Source organism: Enterococcus sp. AZ015 (genome assembly GCF_050499225.1).
Taxonomy (GTDB): domain Bacteria; phylum Bacillota; class Bacilli; order Lactobacillales; family Enterococcaceae; genus Enterococcus_D; species Enterococcus_D entomosocium.
Window position 1 is genome coordinate 1,821,239 of the sequence record NZ_JBMHEX010000001.1, and the last position, 20,163, is coordinate 1,841,401.

19 protein-coding genes are annotated in these 20,163 nt (G+C 42.5%); 1 reads left to right on the forward strand and 18 read right to left on the reverse strand.

Going from position 1 to position 20,163, the window contains the following annotated elements; all coding sequences use genetic code 11:
* Positions 1 to 135 precede the first annotated feature (135 nt).
* Positions 136 to 915: an ABC transporter ATP-binding protein gene (locus tag IGK85_RS08565; RefSeq protein ID WP_008380073.1), complete on the forward strand. Its 780-nt coding sequence runs from the start codon at positions 136 to 138 to the stop codon at positions 913 to 915.
* A 174-nt stretch (positions 916 to 1,089) separates the two neighbouring features.
* Here the strand turns inward: IGK85_RS08565 and coaE are convergent, their stop codons facing one another.
* The 18 genes from coaE to IGK85_RS08655 form a co-directional block, all read right to left on the reverse strand.
* Positions 1,090 to 1,683 carry a dephospho-CoA kinase gene (gene coaE / locus IGK85_RS08570; protein ID WP_008380075.1) on the reverse strand — a complete coding sequence of 198 codons (594 nt, stop codon included), beginning with the start codon at positions 1,681 to 1,683 and terminating at the stop codon, positions 1,090 to 1,092.
* Complete coding sequence (gene mutM / locus IGK85_RS08575; protein WP_008380077.1) at positions 1,680 to 2,522, reverse strand: DNA-formamidopyrimidine glycosylase; 843 nt, start codon at positions 2,520 to 2,522, stop codon at positions 1,680 to 1,682. Before mutM ends, coaE begins: the two co-directional genes overlap by 4 nt.
* A gap of 15 nt (positions 2,523 to 2,537) precedes the next feature.
* Positions 2,538 to 5,183, reverse strand: coding sequence for a DNA polymerase I (gene polA / locus IGK85_RS08580; RefSeq protein WP_005235779.1), 2,646 nt, complete (start codon positions 5,181 to 5,183; stop codon positions 2,538 to 2,540).
* A gap of 125 nt (positions 5,184 to 5,308) precedes the next feature.
* The gene (locus IGK85_RS08585) at positions 5,309 to 6,001 is read right to left on the reverse strand and encodes a Bax inhibitor-1/YccA family protein (protein WP_005235771.1); all 693 of its coding nucleotides are present in this window, start codon (positions 5,999 to 6,001) and stop codon (positions 5,309 to 5,311) included.
* Positions 5,994 to 6,467, reverse strand: coding sequence for a MaoC family dehydratase (locus IGK85_RS08590; protein WP_429972225.1), 474 nt, complete (start codon positions 6,465 to 6,467; stop codon positions 5,994 to 5,996). The genes IGK85_RS08585 and IGK85_RS08590 overlap by 8 nt, the downstream gene beginning before the upstream one ends.
* Before the next feature lie 141 nt (positions 6,468 to 6,608).
* Entirely contained in the window at positions 6,609 to 7,943 is a 1,335-nt protein-coding gene (murC, locus tag IGK85_RS08595; protein WP_005235767.1) for a UDP-N-acetylmuramate--L-alanine ligase, read from the reverse strand.
* A 114-nt stretch (positions 7,944 to 8,057) separates the two neighbouring features.
* Positions 8,058 to 8,522, reverse strand: coding sequence for a SprT family protein (locus IGK85_RS08600; RefSeq protein ID WP_008380085.1), 465 nt, complete (start codon positions 8,520 to 8,522; stop codon positions 8,058 to 8,060).
* On the reverse strand, positions 8,519 to 10,705 hold the full coding sequence (locus IGK85_RS08605) for a Tex family protein (RefSeq protein WP_008380088.1): 2,187 nt from the start codon (positions 10,703 to 10,705) through the stop codon (positions 8,519 to 8,521). The genes IGK85_RS08600 and IGK85_RS08605 overlap by 4 nt, the downstream gene beginning before the upstream one ends.
* Before the next feature lie 135 nt (positions 10,706 to 10,840).
* Positions 10,841 to 11,575, reverse strand: coding sequence for a metallophosphoesterase family protein (locus tag IGK85_RS08610; protein ID WP_008380090.1), 735 nt, complete (start codon positions 11,573 to 11,575; stop codon positions 10,841 to 10,843).
* A 164-nt stretch (positions 11,576 to 11,739) separates the two neighbouring features.
* The gene (locus tag IGK85_RS08615) at positions 11,740 to 12,111 is read right to left on the reverse strand and encodes a VOC family protein (protein WP_008380092.1); all 372 of its coding nucleotides are present in this window, start codon (positions 12,109 to 12,111) and stop codon (positions 11,740 to 11,742) included.
* A 22-nt stretch (positions 12,112 to 12,133) separates the two neighbouring features.
* Positions 12,134 to 12,547, reverse strand: a complete 414-nt coding sequence (locus tag IGK85_RS08620; protein WP_008380094.1) for a DUF1149 family protein — start codon at positions 12,545 to 12,547, stop codon at positions 12,134 to 12,136.
* A gap of 92 nt (positions 12,548 to 12,639) precedes the next feature.
* The gene (locus tag IGK85_RS08625; RefSeq protein WP_008380096.1) at positions 12,640 to 13,692 is read right to left on the reverse strand and encodes a SepM family pheromone-processing serine protease; all 1,053 of its coding nucleotides are present in this window, start codon (positions 13,690 to 13,692) and stop codon (positions 12,640 to 12,642) included.
* On the reverse strand, positions 13,682 to 14,176 hold the full coding sequence (gene coaD / locus IGK85_RS08630) for a pantetheine-phosphate adenylyltransferase (RefSeq protein ID WP_005231326.1): 495 nt from the start codon (positions 14,174 to 14,176) through the stop codon (positions 13,682 to 13,684). The genes IGK85_RS08625 and coaD overlap by 11 nt, the downstream gene beginning before the upstream one ends.
* 1 nt (position 14,177) lies before the next feature.
* On the reverse strand, positions 14,178 to 14,732 hold the full coding sequence (gene rsmD, locus IGK85_RS08635; protein WP_008380099.1) for a 16S rRNA (guanine(966)-N(2))-methyltransferase RsmD: 555 nt from the start codon (positions 14,730 to 14,732) through the stop codon (positions 14,178 to 14,180).
* Positions 14,733 to 14,832: 100 nt separating this feature from the next.
* Positions 14,833 to 15,177 carry a YlbG family protein gene (locus IGK85_RS08640; RefSeq protein WP_005235753.1) on the reverse strand — a complete coding sequence of 115 codons (345 nt, stop codon included), beginning with the start codon at positions 15,175 to 15,177 and terminating at the stop codon, positions 14,833 to 14,835.
* Positions 15,164 to 15,592 (reverse strand): YlbF family regulator, encoded by a 429-nt coding sequence (locus IGK85_RS08645; RefSeq protein ID WP_008380102.1) that lies wholly within the window; start codon positions 15,590 to 15,592, stop codon positions 15,164 to 15,166. The genes IGK85_RS08640 and IGK85_RS08645 overlap by 14 nt, the downstream gene beginning before the upstream one ends.
* On the reverse strand, positions 15,579 to 16,709 hold the full coding sequence (locus IGK85_RS08650; RefSeq protein WP_005235750.1) for a CAP-associated domain-containing protein: 1,131 nt from the start codon (positions 16,707 to 16,709) through the stop codon (positions 15,579 to 15,581). The genes IGK85_RS08645 and IGK85_RS08650 overlap by 14 nt, the downstream gene beginning before the upstream one ends.
* Before the next feature lie 15 nt (positions 16,710 to 16,724).
* Complete coding sequence (locus tag IGK85_RS08655; RefSeq protein ID WP_008380105.1) at positions 16,725 to 20,153, reverse strand: pyruvate carboxylase; 3,429 nt, start codon at positions 20,151 to 20,153, stop codon at positions 16,725 to 16,727.
* Between the last annotated feature and the right edge of the window lie 10 nt (positions 20,154 to 20,163).

Genomic DNA, 20,163 nt, shown 5'->3' on the forward strand with positions numbered 1-20,163 from the left:
CTGAATTCTGACAAAAGATATGAATGCGATACCAACCAACCAGCGAAATTTGGACTGATGTGTTATAATAGTAGGTATTATTTTCTGAATATTCTTATAAATGGAGGTGAAGAACCTGTTAAGGTTCGATAATAGATGACAATCCTCGATTTCCAACAGGTTTCATTCGTTCGCGACAAGAACTATTTATTAAAAGCGATCAATTGGCAAGTGAAAAAAAATGAGCATTGGGCGATTTTAGGGCTGAATGGTGCTGGCAAAAGTTTATTACTCCAAATGATCACGGGAAGCTTATGGCCTTCTTCTGGTCAACGAACGGTCTTAGGTGAGCGTTACGGAAAAACGTCTGTGCCCGATCTTCAACGGCGCATTGGTTGGGTCAGTTCAGCGTTGCAAAGCAAGTTTTATGGTCGCGATCTTGCCGAAGAGATCGTTCTTTCGGTGCTTTATTCCAGTATTGGTCTTTATGAGTCCTATGAAGAAGAGCAGCTGATCCAAGCAAAAGCGCTTTTGACTGACTTAGGTTTGTCGCATTTGATCCATCGTTCCTATCACGTCCTTTCTCAAGGGGAAAAACAATTTGTCATGATCGCACGGGCCATGATGGCACAACCAGAGATCCTGATTTTGGACGAACCTTGTACGGGCCTTGATCTATTTGCGCGAGAAGAACTGCTAACCCGTCTGGAGGCTTTTTCACAACTGCCGAATACGCCGACTCTTCTTTACGTTACCCATCATACAGAAGAGCTACTACCGATTTTCACTCATTTGCTGATGTTAAAAAACGGCAAAGTCCACGCCGCTGGTCAACGAGAGACGATTTTTACTGAGGAGGTTCTCACCTCTTTTTATGATCAGCCGATCGTTCTTCACCCCTTTTCCAGCAATCGCGTGATCGTGACCCCAAAATAAATCAGGGCTGGTACTTTGATATTTAACCATTCATAAACGATCGTCTTACTTTCCAAACCAAACAGTTTCCGACATGTTTCAGCGCCAGTTGTTTTTGGAAATGATAGGGCTAGGTTTGCTATTGAAAGATAAAATAGCAGGTTCCCTTTAGTGAAAGGGAACCTGCTGCTTTACCTATTTATTTATAGATGCGAGCCAATCATCGATCTGCTGATTGAGTTGGGCGATCGTTCCTTGATTATCAAAGACAATATCGGCCCGTTGTTTCTTTTTCTCAATTGAAAGCTGACTGTCGATTCGTTGTTGCGCGTCTTGCTCATTCAATTGATTACGTGCCATCAACCGCTCTTTTTGAATTGCTTCTGGCACATAAACGACTGCGGTTTGATCCATGTATTGGTCGTAGTCGGCTTCATAAAGCAAAGGAATGTCAACGATCAACAAGGGCACTTCCTGTTTTTTTTCTTCGATCTGAGACAAAATCTCTTGTCGAATAAAAGGAGATAACGTCTGATTCAGCATGCGGCGTTTTTCTGGATCGTTAAAAATCAAAGCACCGAGGGTTTGTCGATCTAGCTGCCCATCATCGGTCAAAATCTGCGGACCAAAGGCTTGCGTCACCGCCTGCAAGCCCTCCGTATTCGGTTCAACGACTTCTCTTGCGATGATATCGGCATCAATAATCGGTAAACCCAGTGATCGAAAATGCGCGACTGCAGTACTTTTTCCAGTGGCGATTCCCCCAGTGACGCCTAAAACAAAACTCATTTGTTGGACCTCACATGCAGTTTTTGACACTGAGGACAAAAATGCGTCCCCCGTTGGGCAACTTTGATCTTGACGATTGGTGTGCCACATCGGCCACAAGGATTGCCTGTCTGGCCATAGACATTTAATGACATTTGGAATTTCCCGGCTTCTCCTAGTGCATTGAGATAGGTCCGAATGGTAGTTCCGCCTGCTTCAACAGCTCGCTCTAAGACATCGATGATTGCTTCATGCAGCACATCTACTTCAGTTGGCATTAATGAATCCGCTGGTTGCTCTGGATGGATTTTTGCTTGCCACAGCGCCTCATCTACATAAATATTGCCCAAACCAGTAACGAGCTTTTGGTCAAGCAATAACGGTTTGATGGCTTTTTTCGAACGCTTCAATCCTTGTTCAAATGCTTCTAATAAAAACAATTCAGGCTTAGGTTCAGGACCTAATTGCATGATCCCTTTATAGGCTGCGCTTTGGTCTTTATCCACTAAGGTCATACGACCAAATTTTCTTACATCATGGTAATTTAACTGACTGCCATCTGTAAAATGGAAAATGACATGTGTATGTTTATCGACAATCGGGTCTGACTCAAAATACTCGTACTTGCCTTCCATTCGTAGATGAGAGATCAGATCATAATCTGTCAATTTAAAAATCAAAAATTTTCCACGTCGTTCAAATTTTTCAAAACGTTGCCCTTTCAAAAGTGTCGAAAAGATCGGTACTTCAGGACTCTCGATGATTCGCGGCCAAAGGATCTCAACCGATTCGATCGTTTTATTTAAAACAAGTTTTTCAAGTCCTTTGCGGACCGTTTCAACTTCTGGTAATTCCGGCACCTCTGTTCACCTCATTTATTTTGCATCGTACCATGTTTTGCCCCAATTGCTGTCTGTCAGTAAAGGGACATGCAATGCAACGGCTTGCTCCATCACTTCTTTCACCAAAGCATCAAGACGAGGCAATTCAGATTCAGGTACTTCAAAGACTAGTTCATCGTGTACTTGCAGCAGCATCGTTGCTGCTAATTTTTCTTCTTTCAAACGTTTCGCCAAATCGATCATAGCAATCTTTAAGATATCCGCCGCACTGCCTTGAATCGGTGTATTGATGGCGGTTCTTTCAGCAAAAGTCCGAATATTGAAATTGCGCGAATTGATATCAGGTAGGTAACGACGGCGATGATACAAGGTTTCAACGTACCCTTTGTCCTTCGCCTCACGAACCACATCCTCCATATACGTTTTCACACCAGGATATTTTTCAAAATACGTATCGATGTATTGTTGGGCGGCTTTTCTGGTGATTCCTAGATTCTGTGATAATCCATAATCAGAAATACCATAAACGATACCGAAGTTGACCGCTTTGGCTTGACGACGCATATTTGGTGTCACATCTTCTGCTTTTTCGATACCAAAGACTCGCATCGCTGTACTTGAGTGGATATCCTGACCTTCGATAAAGGCTTCTTTCAAATGGGTATCATCTGAAATATGTGCCAACACCCGTAGTTCGATTTGAGAGTAGTCAGAGGAATAGATCACCCAATCAGTTTCTCGTGGCACAAAGGCTTCGCGGATCTTTCGACCTTCTTCTAAACGAATCGGAATGTTTTGTAAGTTTGGATCGACAGAACTTAAACGACCAGTTTGGGTCAAGGTTTGTACATATCGCGTATGGACTTTGCCATCTCCTTGGATCACTTTTAATAAGCCTTCTACATAGGTTGATTGGATCTTAGCGATTTGACGATAAGTCAAAATGTCTTCAACGATTGGTGCTTGCTCTTTTAGTTGTTCTAACACATCGACTGCTGTCGAATAGCCAGTTTTGGTTTTTTTGATAACTGGTAAGCCCATTTTTTCAAATAAAATCACACCTAATTGTTTCGGCGAGTTTAAGTTGAAGGTTTCTCCAGCTTCGGCGTAGATTTTTTCTTCAATTTCATGCAACCGTTGTGCAAATTCGCCCTTCATCTGATGCAAGCGAGACGCATCAACTTTGATGCCGGTAATCTCCATCTCAGCTAAAATCATTGATAAAGGCAATTCCATTTCTTCAAAGAGCGCTGTTTGATTCTTCGCTGCCAATTCTTCCGTAAGTTTTGGGGTTAGGTTTGTAATCGCCGCTACTTTACGGGCTAAATGAGCAAAGAAGTCTTCCTCATCCGCCGGCAGCCCTTTTTTCGCTCCTTTTCCATAAATCGCTTCATCCGATTGGATCGCATCATAGCCATAGTGAGCGGCAACACCTGCGATGTCATTATTCGTATCATTCGTGTCTAAAAGATAAGCTGCCAATAAAACATCAAAAGCGATTCCTTTTGGTGCTGTCGTGTACCGGTTTAACGCCACGTACGTGCGTTTGGCATCATAAACGAATTTTTTACGTTTCTCGTCTTTTAACCAATCGGTAAAGGCTGGACTTTCAAACAATTCTTCACGATTGCTGACATAAATTTTTTCTTGATTGCCCCAAGCAACACCGACAATGTCTTCCAAATGATAGTTATCCCCCATCATCTCGACATACAATGCTGTGTCTCCCTGGAACATATCTTCCGTTACTTCTTCAACGACCGAAAACAAAATGTCTTCCATCTCAACTGGTTCAGCTGTAATTTGCAGCTTATCTAAGAAGCTATTAAAGTTCATTTCTTGGTAGAATGGCACTAACTTCTCTAAATCTTTGCCTTCATATTTCAGTTTGTCAACATCGACCTCAATGGGCGCATCCACATCAATGGTTGCTAATTGTTTTGAAAGAAAGGCGATCTCACGATCATTGATCAAGTTTTCTTTCATCTTGCTTTTTTTCATTTCATCGATGTGTTCATAGATCCCCTCAACAGAGCCATATTCTTTCAATAGCTTGATGGCTGTCTTCTCACCAATTTTGGTGACGCCGGGAATATTATCGGAAGCATCGCCAGCAAGTCCTTTCATGTCGATGATTTGTAAGGGCGTTAGGCCGTCATATTTTTCAGCCACATGAGCGGGCGTATAACTTTCAATTTCGCTAACTCCTTTGACCGTAATGTCAACTTTCACGTGCTCCGTTGCCAGCTGGGTCAAATCGCGATCGCCAGATAAAACGACGACATCAAACAGCTCTTTATCGACTTTATTTGCCAATGTACCAATGATATCATCGGCTTCATAGTTATCTAATTCGTAGTATTGAACACCTAACGCGTTGATCAATTCGCGAATGTAAGGCATTTGTTCTTTAAATTCCCCAGGGGTTTTTGAACGTCCACCTTTATAATCTTCATACATCGCTGTCCTGAAGGTGGTTTTTCCAGCATCAAAAGCCACTAAAACATGTGTTGGCTGTTCTTTTGCCATCACATTTTCAAACATAGTATGAAACGCATAGATGGCATTTGTGTGCAGCCCATTGGCATTTTTAAACCGTTCTAATGAATTATGCAACGCAAAAAACGCGCGAAAAGCCACACTATTCCCATCAACGAGTAGTAATTTATTTTTTGGCATTTGATTACTCCTTTTCTCAAAAAGTTCCTCTTTATTCTATCAAAGAACGGGCACAAAAGCGATGAATTGCTTTGTTTTCTCTCTCATTTTATACAAAAAAAAAGGCGAGTTTCCTCGCACTTTTTTTAGTTGTTTTTTCCAAAGATACGCAATAACGCAAGGAATAAGTTGATGAAGTCTAAATACAGTTGTAATGCCATGAAAACGGCCACTCCTGTATTTGCGCCACCATTCGTTGCGAAGTATACATTGCGGATTTGCTGATTGTCATAAGCGGTGATTCCCATAAAGACAAAGACGGTCACGATCGATAAGAAAAAGTCAACCGGTTGACTGCGTAAAATAAATACATTCAAGAGCGTTGAGATGATGATCCCGATCAACAGACCATAGCCGATACGACCAACCACACTTAGATCACGTTTGGTCATGATCCCAAATGCTGACATGACACCAAAAGTGACGGCTGCTGAAACAAATGCTCCCACGATCGATCCAAAGTCATAGATCATCAATGTCACAGACAAGGTCAATCCATTCAAGAGCGAATAGACTAAAAAGCCAGCAACGGTCAAGGACGGATTTTTCTGCGCCTTCACCCCTAATACAATAACTAGAATGATCTGTAAGATCCAAAGACCGGTAAATCCTAGCGGAAAATTGTCGATAAATTGCAGGGTTTGCGCTTTGAAGACTTCCCCAAAAATATAGGCTGAAATCGCACTGATCGCAAGCCCAACGCCGAAGAATAAATACACTTTTGAATAAAAGCGATTTAAGCCTTGGGCTTGGACGGTTTCATTGTTTAAATTATTCATCTTGTTGTTCCTCCTCATTTACTGCTACTGCTTTTGGCGGCTGGACCATGACCACAGCATCTAAAATACGATGATCTTCTGTGTTGATCGCTTCAACCGAAATAGTTACCACGTCTTTCATTTTATCCACTTTGATCACTTCGAATTCAAAGGTCAATGTTTCATAATGATATACAGGTTCAATAAAGTTCACCGAAAAATTGACTACATGAGAGCCAGGACCAGGCAAATGTTTCGATACGGCACTGGTGATGATCCCCATCAACATGATGGATGGGACGATTGGACGCTGATACTCAGTATTTTGCGTGTAGTCATGTTGAATATACAAAGGGTTTGCATCATTAGTAATTCCTAAATATAACAACAGTTGATTGTCTTCGATCGATTCTGTTAAGGATAACGAATCGCTTTCCTCGATATCTTCAATACTTTTCCCTATTTTTCGCGGTTTTCCTATATTCAAAATTTAATTCCTCCAAAAAGAATAGTTTCATCTGAGTATATTCTATCAGATGCCGACAAAAGTGCAAGTTCGCGGTGCTGCTTTTGCAAAAACTTCAGATGTAAAAAACTCTTGCAGCAAACACGCCACAAGAGTCTTTGATTACAATACGTTACGAGTTGTATTGCTTAGTAGTTTTTCATAGGCTGTTTCAAATTTTTGCACATCGCCTGCTCCCATAAAAATCACGACAGCATTTTGATGATCTAGTAGCGGAGAAACGTTCTCTTCTTTGATCACAGTTCCGCCTCTTTGAATTTTATTGCCCAGATCTTCAATTTTAACATCCCCTCGGGATTCACGAGCAGATCCAAAAATATCACATAGATACACATGGTCTGCAAGATCTAACGCTTCCGCAAATTCATCCATTAAAGCGATCGTACGGGTAAAGGTATGAGGTTGGAAGACAGCAATAATCTCTTTATCCGGATATTTTTGACGAGCGCCATCAATCGTTGCTTTGATTTCTGCAGGATGATGGGCGTAATCGTCTACGATCGTCATATCCGCTACGATTTTTTCGCTGAAGCGACGTTTCACTCCAGGGAATGAGAGCATCTCAGCGGCAACTTCTTTCATGTCCAATCCTTCTTTGTAAGCCACAGCGATCACACTGAGTGCGTTGTTGATGTTGTGTTGACCAAACGCTGGCAAGACAAAATGGCCAATGTTTTCACCATGGATAAAGACGTCGAACTCTGAACCTTGGGTGGTGCGTTCAATGTTTTTTGCTTGAACATCGTCGTTATCGTTGACGCCGTAATAGTAGATCGGGACATCTGCTTCAAGTTTACGCAGGTACTCGTCATCACCAAAAGCAAAAATGCCTTTTTTTACTTGACTTGCCATCGATTGAAAGGCTGAGAAGACATCGTCAATCGAGTGGAAATAGTCCGGATGATCAAAATCGATGTTGGTCATAATTGCATAGTCCGGTGAATAAGCTAAGAAATGACGGCGGTATTCACAAGCTTCAAACGAGAAGAATTCCGCATCGGGCTCTCCATGACCGGTACCATCGCCAATCAAGAAACTTGTTGGCCGGATGCCGCTTAAAACATGAGAAAGCAATCCTGTCGTACTGGTTTTTCCGTGAGAACCAGTCACAGCAATACTCGTATAGGGCTGAATGAATTGGCCAATAAAGTCATGATAACGAGTGACTTCTAAACCAAGTTCTTTGGCCCGTATGATTTCTTCGTGGGTGTCAGGGAAAGCATTCCCTTGGATAATGACCATTTCTGGTTGAATGTTTGCTTTATCGAAAGGCAACAATTTGATTGCTGCTTTTTCTAGATCACGTTGAGTGAAGAAATATTCTTCCACATCAGAGCCTTGTACTTGGTAGCCTTTTTCGTGCAGAATCAAAGCCAATGAACTCATACCGGAACCTTTGATTCCAACAAAATGATGTATTTTGTTTTGATTTTCCATTATTATAATCCTCTTTTCTCAAATCCGCGTCGTAAAAAAACGCGTGTATTGACAAATATCAGGTTGTCACACGACCTACATTATCATACAAAATGAAAAAAATAGCAACGAGTTTTATTTTTCGACTTGACTTTTCTCATCATTTCCTATTTCTAGCAAACGTCCACGACATTTTCCACAAACATATTTTTTGATATCCACACGCCGCTGCCGCCGAATCTCGCAGCCGCAATTTTGACATCGATAGCGATGTTTCGCTGTCCTTTTGGCAGGAGGTGCATACCGCAGGCCTCCCGTTTTTGCCAGCAATGCTTTAAAAGCAGGATCTTGGTGACGATGACCAAGACCTGCTAAATGCAAATGATAGTGACATAATTCATGCTTGATAATGCCGATAAAAACCTCCATCCCGTGTTCTGTGAGCATCACTGGATTGAAATCCAAGTGGTGATCACTTAGATGGTAACGGCCACCGGTTGTTTTTAAGCGAGAATTAAATACCGCTCGATGCGTAAATGGTTTATTGAAAACAGACAGCGAAAGCTCTTCCACCAAACGCTGCAATTCTTGTTGGGTCATTTAGCATTTCCTGGATCGATCATGGTTAAACTGATACGGCCTTTTTTGACATCTACTTGCTCGATCCAAACGGTTACGACATCACCAACGGAAACAACGTCTTTCGGATGTTTTACAAACGAACGGCTCAGCTTCGACAAATGAACCAGTCCATCTTGTTTGACACCGATATCGACGAAAGCACCAAAGTCGATCACATTTCGAACAGTTCCTTTCAATTCCATTCCCGGTTTTAGATCCTCCATACTCAACACATCTTTGCGCAATAATGGGGCTGGCATTTCATCCCGCATATCACGTCCTGGCTGCATTAACGCTTTTAAGATATCTGTGATGGTTTCTTTCCCGACAGACAATTTAGCAGAAAGTTCTGCTGGACGCATTTGCGCCAACTTCACTTTATTTTCTTCCGATTGTTCTTTCCCAAGCTCCGCTAGAGAAATATCCGCGAGCGCCAAAATTTCTTTGGCAGTGTCATAACTTTCTGGATGAATCCCGGTATTGTCCAAAATGACTTTTCCGCCAGGAATCCGCATAAAACCGATCGCCTGTTCATAGGCCTTTGGCCCTAAGCGAGGGACTTTTTTCAGTTGATTGCGCTGCGTAAATACCCCGTTTTCTTCTCGATAGGTCACGATATTTTGGGCAGTCGTTTTATTTAAGCCCGCCACGTGCTGTAAAAGTGCCGCACTTGCGGTATTGACATCAACGCCTACTTGGTTGACGACCGTTTCCACGACAAAATCCAATTGTTCGGCTAAGCGCTTTTGCGAAACGTCATGTTGGTATTGCCCGACGCCCACCGATTGTGGATCGATTTTAACTAATTCTGCCAAGGGATCTTGCAGACGGCGACCAATACTGATGGCACTGCGTTCTTCCACTTGCAGATCAGGGAATTCTTGCCGGGCGATCGGACTGGCCGAATAAACAGAAGCGCCTGCCTCATTCACGATCACATAATATACTTCTTGATCGATCAATTTTAATTGTTCAGCGACGAATTGCTCTGACTCTCGACTCGCCGTTCCATTACCGATTGCGACCATTTCAACTTTATAGGTTTGCAATAAGCGACGAAACGCTGGTTCAGCCGCTTCTCGTTTGTTCATCGGCGCCGGTTTATGGGGATAGATCACTTCGATCGCTAGTACTTTTCCTGTCTCATCAACGACGGCCAATTTACAGCCCGTTCGATACGCTGGATCAAAACCTAAAACGATTTTGCCCTTCAATGGCGGCTGCAGCAACAGATTGCGAAGATTTTCTCCAAAAATCGCAATTGCTTGTTCGTCGGCTTTTTCTGTCAATTCATTGCGGATCTCTCGTTCGATCGCTGGTAAGATAAACCGTTTCAAGGCGTCAGCAGCAGCAGTTTGGACAAAACTGGCTGCGGGTGAATCACTATTCGTGATCAATTTCCGACGTAGGTACTCCGTGATTTTTTCTTCATCTGCCACAAGCGTTACCTTCAAAATGTCTTCTTTTTCTCCACGATTGGTGGCTAAAACCCGGTGGGAAACCATCTTATTGATAGGATGTTGGAAATCGTAATACATTTCATAAACGCCTTTTTCATCTTTTTCAGCATTTTTGACCGTGCTCTTATACAGTCCTTTGTTAGAATAATAGCTCCGAATCCAACTTCGAAATTCAGCAGTATCACCAACGCCTTCTGCAATGATCTCATGGGCGCCAGCCAAGACATCTTCTACAGTAGGAACAGCATCACTCATAAATTCGGCCGCTTTTTCTTGTACATCACCTGTTTTTGAGAAGCTTAACAGCCACTGAGCAAATGGTTCCAAGCCATTTTCTTTGGCGATCGTCGCTTTGGTGCGTCGTTTTTGTTTGTAAGGACGATACAGGTCTTCGACGGCCTGCATTTTTGTCGCAGCTAAAATCGCCTGTGATAGTTCAGGCGTTAGCTTTTCTTGTTCTTCTATCAAGCGCAAAACTTCTTGCTTGCGTTTCTCTAGGTTTTCTAAGTACTGATACCGCTCTTCGATTTCTCGAATCTGAACTTCGTCAAGTCCATTCGTCATTTCTTTACGGTAGCGGGCAATAAACGGAACGGTATTTCCTTCTTGCAATAATTGTAACACCGTACTGATTTGTTTTTGGGTAAAAGCGGTTAGTTCTTGTTTCACTAAATCAAGTACCTCTTGATTCATTTCTGCCATTCGTTCTCACCTTTCCTTTGTTGCTTTTGCTATTTTAACATAAAAAAGTCAGCCATTGAGGAAACAAGAAGGCACGAAAGGAACATTGCTTCGGGGCTCTTGTAATGGCTGCTTTTCTCTTTTTAGAAAAGACTTTTAAAAGTCTGGTTGCCAAGGTCCTGCTAAATTTTGATATTCGATATCCTGAAGGACCCCTTTGTCATCAAAAATCACGCCATGCACCGATCCACCAAATACTGCCCCGCCATCGATGCCGATTTTGTCGTCTTGTTGCCAAAGATCCGTCGTCTGCATATCTCCATGCAGCATTGGCGTGATGGTATGACCAAAAACGATCGTTTTTCCTGTACGGTTTTTTCCTTTATGAAATGGCTCGCGAATCCAGATAAAATCGTGGTCGGCGGTCTTCCGCCAATCTTTTTTACTTAAATCCACGCCCGCATGGACAAAAAGATACTTCCCCCATTCGTAATAAAGCGGCCGCTCCATCAAAAACTCTATTAAGTCTCCATATCTACTTCGGATCATCAAGGCAATTTCCGTTGGCGAATACTCTTCAGTAGCTCCTGAATGTAAAAGACTTTCAATCGTTTCTTTGCCGCCATTGCGTACGTAGGCGGCGAACCAATCCTCTGGGGCATTTAGAAATTGCAGAAAATACTCTTCGTGATTGCCACGTAAATAAATCGCTTGATGTTCTTCGACTAATTTCTTTCCAAGCAATAAACACTCTTTGGACATTGGCCCTCGGTCATTTAAATCACCAATCAAAAGCAACTGATGGATTTTCGGATCATATTCCGCAAGAAGACTTTTAAAAAGATCGGCCATTCCATGAATATCACTGATTGCATAAAGATAGTTTTGCATAGTCATTCCCTCCTTAAAGGCAATTGAGTCTCTTATTATCAATTTTAGCCCTTTGGCTGCAAAATGTCTTGCATTAAAATCAAAAAACAATCATTCGTCTTGAACGGTTCGACAGCATAGAGTCGGGTTCATAAAGACGAATGATTGATTACGATCGGTAAAACCTATTTTCCTGAAACAGCAAAATAATTGCCATCCGGATCGGCAAAATTGAAAACCAGCTGTTCTTCCATCTGAATCAATTCGCCGACTTCTGCTTCCATCTCTAAAAGTTTTTTATAGAGAGCTGTAATATCCTCAGCAAAAAACATGATCGATGGGGAATTTAATGCGACTTCAGGTGAGTGCGTTTCGATGAACTCACGGTCATATAAGACAAAATGAGCCTCTGCCTCTTTTGATGGCGCGATTTCGACAACGGATGTTCCATCGATCGTTTGCTGTTCAATGATCACAAAGCCTAATTCTTGCCAAAATTCGACAGCTTTCGTCACATCATCAACGTAGAGCATCACTTGCATTTGGTTGGAAAACAATGGAAATCCCTCCTATTTCAACTTATTTTTCTTCTTCGGTCGATTCTTGTGTGGGGTTCGAGTTGGTATTGAAGTTCAGTTGGAGTCCTGGTTTGTCGGTCACGATTTCTGTCACCTCATACGTCAGGCGTTTGACGATATCAAACAATGGCTCAACCAAACGATCAGTTTCAGCTTTTGTTAGATCTTCTCCAGAATTGACTTTACGATTCAAAATATGATTGACCTGTCCGACACGTCCTGACAAAACATAATCAGGGAACACTAATTGAAATTCTAGCCGGGCGCCAATAATACTGTTTTTTTCCATATATTCTTCATCTTTGACTTTTAACGGCGCAAAGCCGACATTCAATTTGGTTTCCATTTCTTTGTCTTTCGGTTTCATATCGAAATGATATGCTTCAACGATCGGTTGTTGTCTTTTTAATTCCACTAGATTCACACTCCTTATCTAAAAGTATAGCATAACCTTTTCTTTGAGCCTACTGTATTCTTTAGACAATAAAAAAAACGGCGAGCGCCGTTTTAATTTGCTTCTTTTAGTGTTGCTAGATAATCCAAGGCATCTTGGACATTGGCGATCGGAACGATTTTCATATCCGTGTCTAACTTCTTCGCTGCTGCCACTGCCTCTTCATAATTTGTTTTGATGGAAGGATCTATTTCACGCTCTTCGTCAGTGATTTCATCATCTGGGGCAAAGAAGATTTCTGCACCACTTTCACTGGCACTCGCTACTTTTTTATCGATCCCACCGATTCGACCAACGGTTCCGTCAGCTGAGATCGTTCCTGTCCCAGCTATGTTGTGACCTTTACGTAGGTTATCTCCGGTCAACTGTTCATAGATTTCAAGGGTGAACATCAAACCAGCGGAAGGTCCTCCGATATTGCCAGAATCGATCACGATCTCTTCATCAGAAGTGATCTCTGTATGATCGACGAGGGAGATGCCGATACCGGCTTTTTGATTGCTCTCCAGTTCAATTAGTTTGCCCGTTGCTTCTTTTTCTTCGCCATCTTGCAAGTAAGTCACGGTGATTTCATCACCAATGGTTTGACTTTGGACGTAGTCGATAAAATCTTGACTGCTTTTAAATTCTTTACCATTGACTGCGGTGACGGTATCTCCAACGGATATTTTCCCAGCAAAGCTGGAATTTGGATCGATCCCCATGACATAGACCCCTTTATAGGTCATTTCATAAGGTAAGTCTGCCAGCTTTAATGCTTGCTCAATCGCACTATTTTGCGAGGATTCCATATAGTAGCGTTGAATGCGGTTGTACTCCTCATCTGTCGCACCGCCTAAAAGTTCTTCCTCACTGATCAAGTCTTGGAATTCATTGAATTTCGTTCCAATCGCTGTGAACACGGTAGCTTGTCGAATCCCAACACTGGTCAAAGAAAAGGAGCCGGCTGATGTGTCTTCTTTTTGATTGACGGTAATCAGCTCTTTTAAATCGATCGTTGCTCCTGGTTGCTCGATATAATAGGGAATCGGCAAAAAGGCACAAGCGGCGATGATTAGCGCTAAAACAAACAGGAGGAAATATTTGATCGTTGATTTAAGATTCATTGGTATCACGCTTCTTTACTATAGCATCGTAGATATTTTGAGGTAAATATTCGGCAACATCGCCGTTAAAGGTCAAGATTTCTTTCAACAAACTGGAACTGATGAAACTGTGCTTTGCGTCTGCTAAAAGAAAAACGGTCTCTAATGAGGGTTCTAGGTGATGGTTCATCTCCATGATGTCCCGCTCATATTCATAGTCTTTCACACTGCGAATGCCTCTAAGCAGAAACTGAGCACCTAGTTTTTTTGCGATCGTAACCGTCAGCTCCGTTTCTTGTGCCAAAATCTTGACGTTAGGAATATGGGCGAGGGCTTCTTCGATCAAATGAACTTTTTCTTCACTCGTAAAAAAACTTTTTTTATTGGTGTTTGTAAAAACGCCGACGATCAATTCATCGAAAAGCGTGGCTCCTCGCTCAATCAGGTCAACATGACCGGACGTCAATGGGTCAAAACTCCCTGGAAATAAAGCAATCTTTTTCACGTTATCCCTCATTTCTATAGATCGTCACTGCCGATATGCCATAGGTTTGGGCACGGACCGAATGCAACGAGCCGATTTGTTCTGGTAAGTCGATGGACTTGTCTGTTTCGCAAACTACGTATGCAGACGGGCGAATCAATTCATCCTTCAGCATAGCTTCTAACTGATGCAGAATTTCTTGCTTTGCGTATGGCGGGTCTAAAAACAAATAGTCAAAACTTTGTCCCTCAGCTGCAAACTGCCGTAAAGCTTGATTCGCATCCATTTTTAACACCGTGAACTTTTCGGGTTCTTTGGTTATAGCAATATTTTCGCGGATCACTTTGGTTGCTGGAAAACTACGGTCGACACAAACCGCATGATTGGCACCACGAGAGACCGCTTCGATAGCCAAGCCCCCGCTTCCGCTGAATAAATCCAGTACAACTCCTCCATCTAAATATTGCCCTAACATGTTAAAAATCGCCCCTTTTACTTTGTCTGTCGTGGGGCGAGTGTTGTCTCCAGCGAGACTTTTTAATCTGCGGCCACCATATTCTCCGGCTACTACACGCATACGTTTTTCCCTCCAAGATCTTCGTAAATACAAATATAGCACTGTTTCTATAAATAGCAATAAAAAAATGGCGGTGACTCAAGGCACCCCCACTTTTTTATTACACGTTTTCTGCCAATCGAATCATCGTATTTTTTTCTTCGATATCAAACCCTTCGTCTTTCACTGGATAGGCTGCTGACGTACCAATTTTTTCAGCAAAATCCATTTCGACATCTGGTCGATAGGAAGCTTCAACTTGTCGAACAAAGTGAAACTGCTCGATTTTTGTTTTTTTGCTTTCGTATTCTTCTTCGTTCAAATACATGACCACGTATTTCATCTTGCGTGACACATAATGAACAAAACCAAAACGACGCAAATTCTTTAGTTGACGTAGGCTGTAAACCCATACGATCAATCCTCGACGCTTTTGCATCGTAAAAGGCTCTTTATCCTCGTGCATGACAATTTCCTCCACAACTTGATTTTGATTGAAAAAAGGGACTCCCAGCGTCCACTTTGACAGAGGGAGAAAAACAAGTAGAGATCGCCACAGTCAGTTCATCCAGCAAACGCTGCAGTTGTGTTTCACTCCAGCGATACCCACTTACTTGTTCATTAAGATCCAACTGCCGCTTGGCTGTGCGCAACGCCCGTTTTTTTTCTTTGAAATCAGGCGCATACTCACCGTAAGCTTCAATTCTTTCAAAATCTAGTTTTTTTTCTAAAAACGATCGCATCAATGTCTGAACATCAGGGTCTTGATGCATGACCTGTTTCGCTTTTTGATAGGTTTTACACGTTTCACTTGCTTTGATTGCCTTCACAAGTGCTTCGATTTGATCTTCAATCTCAAAAAAGGCTTCATCGTAAATCATCTGACGTACTATCCTCGGTCCCTTCCACATCTTCTTGCACTAAGACTACCATATTTGCTTCAGAAAAAGCAATTCCTATCTTTTCTGATTGTTCATGGGTCAGGCGCTCAGTAAATCTTGGATTACTGAACCAAGATAAAATCGTAAAAGTTGGATCATAAACAGGCGCTTCGAAGATTGAAGCAGATGCTTCTAATTCCTTTTCCGCTAACAACTCTCGCCATTCGTCATTCGATAAGACAAAATTACTTGTCTTTTCCGAAGAAAGTGCTCGTTGATAAGAATGGATTCGTTGAGAAGTCAAATAGTCTGATAGGTTATTCGTCAAATTAAATAAAAGTCCAGCTGCTTCTTGATGTGTTTGGGTATCCTGTGAGAAGCTGTCTAAGCCGATTTGCTGGCGAATTTTATCGATAATAACAAACGCCAGGGTCTCTTTTTCAAGGTTGGCTTGGGCTTGGTCAATTGTTTGCGAAACTTGAAACAGCGGTCGCTGCCCTTCCGTCAAAGGATAAGGTGCCAGTTTAAGTAATGTGGTCTGATCCAAGTAAGTGACGGCTTGCAGTTGGGCAGTTTCCTGATCAAAGAACAAAACAGCAAATGTCCCGTTGTCAAAAGCCACTAATGGACGGTAGTTCATATCTTCTTCCATCAATTCGAAACTGATCGCACGATCATTTTGTGTCAAGGTAAAGTTAGGATAGATCATGGTCAACTCCGTCAAGTCAGTCAAGGTCATGCCCATCGTAAAAGGTGCCAGGGAAGAGCCCCCGGCGCCGATTACTTTGATTGCTTGCACACTTTCACCATCGGTATTGATCTCAACATACTGTTGATCGTCTAATTGATTGTAGACCCGAATTTCAAACTCGTAACCTGATCGATATGTTTGAACTGGAAGACCATAGACTTCTTCGAAATCCGAAACAGGTTCCCCGATCAATTCAGCTAATCCTTGAGCTGCGATTGGTTCGTAATTCATGTTTGTTGGTGCTTTGATTGGGTTTTCGATCGTCACTCTTGAATCTGAAGCGTTTTGCATGAAAACTGGCTGCAAATACACGATTATTAGGGCTAGGACAAATAATCCGCAAAACAATAATCCTCTTCGCTTCATCTGTGGATCGACTCCTTACTTCTCTTTGACTTCAATCAAAAGATCTCCTGACTGAATTGGTTCCCCATCGGTTACATACACATGTTCAACTACGCCTGAGAAGCGGGCTTCAACCGAAGTTTCCATTTTCATCGCTTCCGTGACCATCAAGGTTTGTCCACGTGCCACCCGGTCGCCTTTTTTGACTAATACTTCTAAAACTGAGCCACTCATCGAAGCACCGATCTGTTCTTTGTTCGTTGGCTCTGCTTTACGTTTCGTTTGAACAGAGCTGATGATTGAGTTGTCCTTAACGACGATTTCTCGGCGTTGTCCGTTCAAGTTAAAGAAGAGTGTTCGGTTGCCTTCAATATCTGGCTCACCGATCTCATCTAGACGAATGATCAAGATTTTGCCTTTTTCTAATTCAACATTGATCGTTTCACCTAAGCGCATGCCGTTAAAGAAAGTTGGAGTATCAAGGACTTTTACATCGGCAAACTGTTCATAAGCTTTTCGATAATCAAGGAAGACTTGCGGATACATCAAGTAGCTCAAGACTTCTTCATGTTTTGGTTCATAGCCGATTTTCTCCGCTAGTTCTTGCTTCACATCAGCAAAATCAACTGGCTTCGCGAATGTTCCAGGACGTTCGGTAAAAGCTGGGCGTCCTTTCAAGATAATGCGCTGTAATTCTTTCGGGAAGCCACCAACTGGTTGACCTAACTCACCTTGGAAGAATGTGATTACTGACTCAGGGAAGCTTAATGTATCGCCTTTTTCAAAAACATCTTTCTCAGACAAGCCATTTTGAACCATAAAGAGTGCCATGTCCCCAACGACTTTCGAAGAAGGCGTCACTTTCACGATGTCTCCAAACATCATATTGACTTCATGATACATTTCTTTGATTTCATCCCATTTTTCGCCTAAACCAACGGCTTTGGCTTGCTGCTGGAGATTGGTATATTGTCCCCCCGGCATTTCATGCTTGTACACTTCCGTTTGAGGTGCGTTCAAGCCATTTTCAAAGGAATGGTAGTACATGCGGACATCTTCCCAGTAGTGGTTCAACTGTTGGATATTGTCTACATTGATTTCTGGGCAGCGTTCGCCGTTCAATAGTGCATAATACAAACTACTCATACTTGGTTGACTCGTTGCGCCACTGACCGCTGACATAGCGACATCCACGATGTCAACACCGGCTTTAGTAGCTGCTGAGTAAGTAATGATCCCATTTCCACTCGTATCATGGGTATGCAGATGAATCGGCACATCGATCGTATCCTTTAGCTCACTGATCAAACGATAAGCCGCTTGCGGTTTTAATAATCCAGCCATATCCTTGATAGCAATGATATGGGCACCAAGGTTTTGCAATTCTTTCGCCATATCTTTGTAGTATTGTACTGAATATTTTTGACGGGTCGGATCATTGATATCCCCGGTATAGCAAATCGTTGCTTCTGCAATTTTTCCTGTATCGCGAACGGCTTGAATACTTTTCTCCATTTGTGGAACCCAGTTTAAACTATCAAAGATTCGGAACACATCAATTCCTTGCGCTGCAGATTCTTTGATGAATTCTTCCAATACATTGTCTGGATAATTGGAATATCCCACAGCATTGGAGCCTCTAAACAACATTTGCAACAAGGTATTCGGCATTTTTTTCCGGAACATCCGCAATCTTTCCCATGGATCTTCTGTTAAGAAACGGTAGGCAACGTCGAACGTTGCTCCACCCCACATTTCACTTGAGAACAATTGTGGCAGGCCAGCTTCCGTCATCGCGGCAATTTTCTTAAAGTCATGGGTTCTTACACGAGTTGCCAACAAACTTTGATGGGCATCTCGGAAGGTTGTATCCGTCAGTAAGACATTGTTTTGTTGACCGATCCATTCAACGACACCCTCGGCACCTTTCGTATCTAAAATATTTTTGGCGCTGACAAAATCAGGCGTTGCTTGGATGTGTTGTGGCATCCGTGGCTCATTATAAAATGGTTTCTTTTGTTTTTCGATCCCCGGAAATCCATTGATGGTAATTTCCCCGATATATTTCATGGTTTTGTTCCCACGGTCACGGATCCTAGGGAAGTTGAATAGTTCTGGTGTATTGTCTATAAAAGTCGTTTTGGCTTGACCAGAACGAAACGCTGGATGAGAAACGACATTTCGCATGAAGAGAATGTTTGTTTTTACCCCACGTACACGGAATTCTTTCAAGCAGCGCATCATTTTTTGAATTGCTTGGTCGAACGAAGCAGCATGCGTACAGACTTTTACAAGTAGCGAGTCGAAATAAGGGGTTACCACCGCACCGGCGTAAGCATTTCCGACATCTAAACGAACCCCAAACCCACCCGGAGAGCGGTAGGTATCGATCTTACCAGTATCTGGCATAAAATTATTCGCTGGATCTTCCGTTGTCACGCGACATTGAATCGCAACCCCTTCGAAGCGAATATCTTTTTGTTCAGGAATCCCAATTTCTTTATGCAGATCCTTGCCTTGTGCAATTAGTATTTGTGTCGTCACGATATCTAAATTGGTGATCATTTCAGTGATTGTATGTTCCACTTGGACCCGAGGGTTTACTTCGATGAAGTAAAATTTATCGCCTTCAACTAAAAATTCCACTGTTCCGGCATTGATATAGCCAACATGCTTCATCAATTGAACGGCAGCTTGACAAATTTTTTCCCGTTGTTCAGTCGTCATTGACACACAAGGTGCCACTTCGACTACTTTTTGGTGACGGCGCTGAACAGAGCAGTCACGTTCAAATAGATGGACGACATTTCCGTGCGTATCCCCTAGAATTTGGACTTCAATATGTTTTGGACTACTAATATATTTTTCAACGTAAACTTCGTCACTACCAAATGCCGCTTTCGCTTCACTTTTGGCACGTTCGTAGCCATCACGTGCTTCTTTTTCATCATGAGCGACACGCATGCCTCGACCACCGCCGCCAAGAGCTGCTTTGATCATGATTGGATAGTCATGTTCGTCAGCGAATGCTAAAACGTCGTCAATCGATGCCACTGGACCGTCAGATCCGGGAATGGATTGAATCCCCGCCTCGATCGCTGCTGCTTTTGCTTTGATCTTGTCGCCAAAAATATCTAAGTGGTGAGTGGATGGTCCGATGAAAATCAAACCTTCTTCTTCACAGCGCTGAGCAAAGCCCAGGTTTTCTGATAAAAAACCATACCCTGGATGAATCCCTTCAGCCCCGGCTTTTTTCGCTGTGCGAATAATATCTTCAATGTCTAAATACGCATCAATCGGCCGTTTGCCTTTCCCCACTAAATACGCTTCGTCTGCTTTAAAACGATGGACGGAGTATTCATCCTCCGCAGCATAAATACCGACTGTTTTGATTCCTAACTCCGCACATGCGCGGAAGACACGAATCGCGATTTCTCCACGATTGGCAACAAGAATTTTCTTCATCTAATCCACT